Origin of the sequence: Oryzihumus sp. (genome assembly GCF_036391795.1) — a bacterium.
Classification (GTDB): Bacteria; Actinomycetota; Actinomycetes; order Actinomycetales; family Dermatophilaceae; genus Oryzihumus.
The window spans coordinates 1-2798 of sequence record NZ_DASVZH010000070.1 but is presented as its reverse complement, the minus strand read 5'-3'; the positions used below and the strand labels follow the sequence as shown (position 1 = coordinate 2798).

Genomic DNA, 2798 nt, shown 5'->3' with positions numbered 1-2798 from the left:
GGCTGCCCTGGCCGGCCTCGGCGTGGACCCGTGCACGCGACCTGCCACCGGTCCCGCGTCGGCCCTTCCGGGCCTGGTGGCGCCGCGAGGGGAGCCGGTGGTGAGCGCGCGCGAGGAGGTGCTCGCGCGGGTGCGGCATGCGCTGCGAGGCGCGGCGCGCGATACGCAGGTGCCCCGGGGGTATGCGCGGGAACGCACCCTCGCCGACCCGGTCGCCCTCTTCTGCGAGCGGGTCGCGGACTACCGGGCCGGGGTGACCCGGTGCGGGGAGGGTGAGGTGGCGACCGCCGTGGAGGCGGCGCTGCGCGGCACCGAGCGGGTGGTCGTGCCCCGGGACGTCCCGGAGGACTGGGCGCGGCGGGTGTGGCAGCGGGTGCAGGACCCGGTCACGGCCGCGGGGCTGGACCGGGTGGATGCGGTGCTGACCACGGCCACCGTCGGCATCGCGGTGACCGGGACGGTGGTGCTCGACCACGGTCCCGGCCAGGGTCGGCGGGCGCTGACGCTGGTGCCGGACCGGCACGTGTGCGTGCTGCGCGCCGACCAGGTCGTCGCCGACGTGCCCGCGGCGGTGGCGCGGCTCGACCCGCTGCGCCCGCAGACGTGGATCAGCGGGCCGAGCGCCACCAGCGACATCGAGCTCAGCCGGGTCGAGGGCGTCCACGGCCCCCGCACCCTGCACGTCGTCGTCGTCGGCTGAGGCGGTCGCCTCAGCTCTCGAGGGCGGCGTCCAGGGTGATCTCGGTGCCGGTCAGCGCCTTGCTCACCGGGCAGGTGGCCTTGGCCTCCTCGGCCGCCTTGGCGAACCCGTCGGCGTCCAGGCCCTCGACCTCACCCCGGACGGTGAGCTTGATGCCGGTGATGCGCAGGCCCCCGGCCGGGTCCGGCTGCACCGTGACGTCGGCCGTCACCTCCAGGCTCTGCGGGGTGCCTCCGGCCTTGGCGAGCAGGGCCGAGAACTGCATCGCGTAGCAGGAGGAGTGGGCCGCGGCGATCAGCTCCTCCGGGCTGGTGACGCCCTCGGCGGTGTCGGCGATGCGTCGGGGGAAGGACACCTCGAAGGTGCCGACCCCCGAGCTGGTGAGCTCGACCTGGCCGGAGCCGTCCTGCAGTCCGCCGTTCCATGCCGTGCGTGCGGTGCGCGTCGCCATCGTGCGTCTCCTCGGTCTCCTCACGCGGCCGCCGGCGACAGCCGCTTCGACACGTTTCACCATAGGTGCAGGCAGGGCGGCCCGCCTGACATGCTGTGCTGCGTCATGACGGACCTGATCATCACCTCGGCGGCCAACGCGCGCCTGAAGTCCCTCACCGCCCTGCGCCGCCGCCGGACCCGTGAGGAGACCGGCACGACCCTCATCGAGGGCTACGAGGAGCTCAGCCTCGCCCTCGACGCCGGGGTCCTGCCGCGGACCATCTACTACTGCCCCGAGCTCATGCTGGAGCCCGTCGTGCAGCAGGACGTCGTGCGCCGGGTGGCCGCCCAGGGCGTCGAGACCGTCCAGCTGGGCCGGGTGGCGTTCGAGAAGGTCGCCTACCGCGAGGGGCCGGACGGCTTCCTCGCCGTGGTCGACTCGGTGGTGCGCTCCTGCGCGGACCTCACCGTCGGGCCGGCGCCGCTGGCCCTGCTGTGCCAGGGGGTGGAGAAGCCGGGCAACCTCGGCGCGATGCTGCGCACCGCGGACGCCGCGGGGGTCGAGGCGGTCATCGCGGCCGACCCGGTCACCGACTGGGGCAACCCCAACCTGGTGCGGGCCAGCAAGGGCACGGTCTTCTCGGTCCCCGTGGCCAGCGACTCCACCGAGGCGACGCTGGCGTGGTTGCGGGACAACGGGATCGCGCTCGTCGCGACCACGCCCGACACCGACCTGGACTACACCGACGTCGACTACACCGGTCCGGTCGCGATCTCGGTCGGCGCCGAGAAGTACGGCCTGACCGGCGAGGTCCTGGCCGCCGCCGACTACAAGGTGCGCATCCCGATGGTCGGCCGGGCCAACTCGCTCAACGTCGCGACCTCGGCCGCGATCGTGCTCTACGAGGCGGTCCGCCAGCGGCGGGCGGCCGGTGGGGCCGAGGTCCCGGGTTTGTGACCCCGGTCATGACCACCCCTGGGGCTGTGTCACGATGACTGCCATGCGAGTTGACCACGTCTCCTATGCCGCTGAGCACGACGGCCTGAAGGCGACCGCGCAGCGGCTGTCGGCGCAGATCGGCGTCGAGCCGGTCGACGGGGGGATCCACCCCCGGTTCGGCACCCGCAACATCATCTTCCCGCTGGCCCACGACCGTTACGTCGAGGTCGTCGAGGTGCTCGACCACCCCGCGTCCGACAAGGCCGCCTTCGGGCAGGCCGTCCGGGCCCGCTCCGAGGCCGGCGGCGGCTGGCTCGGCTGGGTGGTCAACGTCGACGACCTCTCCGAGGCCGAGGCGCGTCTGGGCCGCGAGGCGGTCGACGGCAACCGCCGCCGTCCCGACGGGGTGGAGCTGAAGTGGCGCCAGCTGGGCATCAAGGGCCTCATCTCCGACCCGCAGCTGCCCTACTACATCCACTGGGACGACCCTGCGGTCCACCCGTCCGTGGGCGCGAAGACCGACGTGACGATCAGCAAGCTGCAGATCGCGGGCGACCCGGACCGGCTGCGTGACTGGCTGGGCCTGCCCCCGGAGTACACCTCCTCGGTCATCGACTTCGACTTCGTCGCCCCGCACGGCACCCCCGGGCTGCTGTCGGTCACCTTCGACACCCCCACCGGCCCCGTCACCGTCTGACCGGCGTCCCGCCACGCGGAGGAGGCCCC

Annotated in this window: 4 protein-coding genes; 3 read left to right on the top strand and 1 reads right to left on the bottom strand. The window is 73.8% G+C overall.

Features of this window, described 5'->3' with window-relative positions:
• Positions 1 to 700: LutC/YkgG family protein (locus VF825_RS03945; protein WP_331110368.1), on the top strand; the 700-nt coding region annotated here is incomplete at its 5' end.
• A gap of 10 nt (positions 701 to 710) precedes the next feature.
• Here the strand turns inward: VF825_RS03945 and VF825_RS03940 are convergent.
• Complete coding sequence (locus VF825_RS03940) at positions 711 to 1151, bottom strand: OsmC family peroxiredoxin (protein ID WP_331110366.1); 441 nt, start codon at positions 1149 to 1151, stop codon at positions 711 to 713.
• A gap of 105 nt (positions 1152 to 1256) precedes the next feature.
• On the opposite strand from VF825_RS03940, the gene VF825_RS03935 reads away from it, so the two are divergent.
• Together VF825_RS03935 and VF825_RS03930 are read left to right on the top strand one after the other, a co-directional pair.
• Positions 1257 to 2090 (top strand): RNA methyltransferase, encoded by an 834-nt coding sequence (locus tag VF825_RS03935; RefSeq protein WP_331110364.1) that lies wholly within the window; start codon positions 1257 to 1259, stop codon positions 2088 to 2090.
• Between the two features lie 43 nt (positions 2091 to 2133).
• On the top strand, positions 2134 to 2769 hold the full coding sequence (locus tag VF825_RS03930) for a VOC family protein (protein ID WP_331110362.1): 636 nt from the start codon (positions 2134 to 2136) through the stop codon (positions 2767 to 2769).
• The last annotated feature ends 29 nt before the right edge of the window (positions 2770 to 2798 follow it).